Source organism: Shigella sp. FC1544, from assembly GCF_001722145.1.
Classification (GTDB): domain Bacteria; phylum Pseudomonadota; class Gammaproteobacteria; order Enterobacterales; family Enterobacteriaceae; genus Escherichia; species Escherichia coli.
Window position 1 is genome coordinate 1 of the sequence record NZ_MECT01000234.1, and the last position, 2,248, is coordinate 2,248.

1 protein-coding gene and 4 pseudogenes are annotated in these 2,248 nt (G+C 51.5%); 4 read left to right on the forward strand and 1 reads right to left on the reverse strand.

Annotated features, from left to right (window positions below; all coding sequences use genetic code 11):
* Positions 1–125: 125 nt before the first annotated feature.
* Positions 126–1,163: pseudogene (locus BGK49_RS12980) on the reverse strand (IS91 family transposase); the annotation flags it as partial.
* A 29-nt stretch (positions 1,164–1,192) separates the two neighbouring features.
* On the opposite strand from BGK49_RS12980, the gene BGK49_RS30070 reads away from it, so the two are divergent.
* From BGK49_RS30070 to BGK49_RS12995, 4 genes and pseudogenes are all read left to right on the forward strand, one after another.
* A complete protein-coding gene (locus tag BGK49_RS30070) occupies positions 1,193–1,465 on the forward strand; it encodes a transposase (RefSeq protein ID WP_069101170.1) in 273 nt (90 codons plus the stop codon).
* A gap of 146 nt (positions 1,466–1,611) precedes the next feature.
* Positions 1,612–1,941: pseudogene (locus BGK49_RS12990) on the forward strand (Tn3 family transposase); the annotation flags it as partial.
* Between the two features lie 29 nt (positions 1,942–1,970).
* Positions 1,971–2,054 (forward strand): annotated as a pseudogene (locus BGK49_RS26940) (CopG family transcriptional regulator); the annotation flags it as partial.
* A pseudogene (locus BGK49_RS12995) lies at positions 2,054–2,149 on the forward strand (type II toxin-antitoxin system RelE/ParE family toxin); the annotation flags it as partial. The pseudogenes BGK49_RS26940 and BGK49_RS12995, both read left to right, overlap by 1 nt.
* Positions 2,150–2,248: the final 99 nt, after the last annotated feature.

A 2,248-nucleotide genomic window follows, 5' to 3' on the forward strand; every position in this document is an offset into this window, starting at 1 on the left:
CCTCCGTGGTGGAAATACCGGGGTGTAGCAACAGCTCACCCATGCGGCTCTGACAACGATGTTAACCCGCGTTAAATATCCCACGTTGGCCAGCATCTGTCTCACGGAAAGTCATACTGCCTTACTCTCCAGGTGATTTGCATCGCCGTTTTTCTCACTGTCTCCGTTATGATGTACACCACTTCTTCCAGTAACCGCCGTTTCGCCGGACTCAGAAAACCGTAGTACCTCACCATACGGAACCCCTTATCCGCCACATGCCAGGAGAACCTTTCCATGAACTCATCTCCACTCATCAACAGGTATTCTTCCCGTTTTGTTCGGTGACTGTTGTAACGCAGTCCGATTTCATCCTGACCGGCATAATGCTCCAGACGACTCACCGGCACCGGTGGCTTTTTCAGGTAAGAGCCAAAGTACACCGCCACATGGGTGGCATTATCCATCACCCGGGATACGTTGACATTCCAGCCACGGCGGTAATGCGTGTCTAGGAAGCGATTCCATTCCCGTTTACTGCTTCCTTCTGCTGCCAGCGCATCCGGCATCACCAGGTCAGGGTATTTCCGTGACAGTAACCGTGTTATCCGGTAGCGCCACATGCTCATCACCTTACGGGCGTAAAAATGAAGATTTTTCCAGGTGTGGCCCGACGTCACACCACCGGCAGTTGTCGATAAATGGATATGCGGATGCCACTGCTGGTCACGCCCCCATGTGTGGATCACCGTGAATATCCTCGGCTCCACATCTGCCTGATGGCAGATTTCCAGTATCACATCCGCTGCAATGCGGCTCATCTCTGCCAGCAACCACCGGTTGTGGAACACCAGGGACCAGTACTGGCAGGGTAACGTGAACACAATATGCTGCCATGGGCAGTCGGGGACCAGGCTCAGCAGATACTGTATCCACTGTGCGCCAGCCTTCACCCCGCAGTGCGGGCAGGAGCGGCTTTTACACCGGAAGCAGACCTTTTTTGTATGGCAACAGTCCGGTGATGAACAGCACCACTGTGTATACCCCATCAGTGTGGTCCCGCACGCCATGATTTTGGTCACCGACTCAATCACCACCGGACGTACTGCCCCTTCCGGCTGCTTCTCCAGCCAGTTAAGCCAGCGGTTTCCCTGCTGAAAGATATCGGCAAAACGGGGAAGCATCAGAAGGGCGGGGCGACTCCGTCCGGCCAGTGAACCGTGCCACACTCCGGGCAGTACATACCGCCGGCGCTGATACCGGAAAGAATGGTCGCAAATTCCCGCTCCGTGCAGCGGGCGATTTCCGGATACCCTTCGTCATCAACACGTACAAACCAGAAGACCAGCTTTTTGTTTCCCGCATCCACAAAGAACGGAATATTCAGGTCTGCGCAGCATTCAACGGCATCGTCAAAACTATCAAAGCGCAGAACTTCTGCGTCTTCTTCGTCAAAAAAATCATCTTCGTGAAGCTTCAGACATAGCGGGGAAGTTTGCTTCTTTGAGAGGCGGGTTTACGTTTACGGGGTTTAGCTGAACGGGCCATATAACCACCTGAAAGACAATGACATTGCCTGTTTTTATAACGGTAATTGCAGACCATGACAAGCCGCAGCCGTCAGGCTGCCTACTCGAGCTTCAGCTCAATAAAGGCGAGTATCGACATAAATTACCCCGATGGATCTTTTTTGCAAATCAGGGTGAATTCACGACCGGTGATTACGAAGAAATCATGAATAAGGCCAGCGCCCTGAGTCTGGTATCGAATGCAATCCTGTACTGGAACACATCAAGAATAAGCAATATTGTTGAAGGGTTACGTGAAAATGGTGAGGTTATTGATGATGACGTATTAGCCCATATATCATTACTGCCCTATAAACACGTATTACCTAATGGTACTTATTTTGTTGATGGAGAACCTTACGGTACTGAGCCTACCGAAAGAGCAAAACCGTAAGTTTCTGTTTAAATGCTCCCGCTGGTCCATCCGGACAGATTATCGACCATCAGGCTGTACAGGCCTGGGCGGACAGCCTCAGTACTGACAATCCGTTACCGGTGCCACGCTGATGGAACAGAAGTGGACCAGTAAGGCGCTTTCTGATTTGGCGCGGTTATATGATTTTCTGGTGCTGGCCAGTAAACCTGCTGCCGCCAGAATGGTACACGTATAGGAAATTGAAAAACCAGACGATACCGCTGTCCACGCCTTATGCCACGTGAGCTTTTCTGCTTTTCCCTCCACTCCGGTGTTTTCTCTCTCT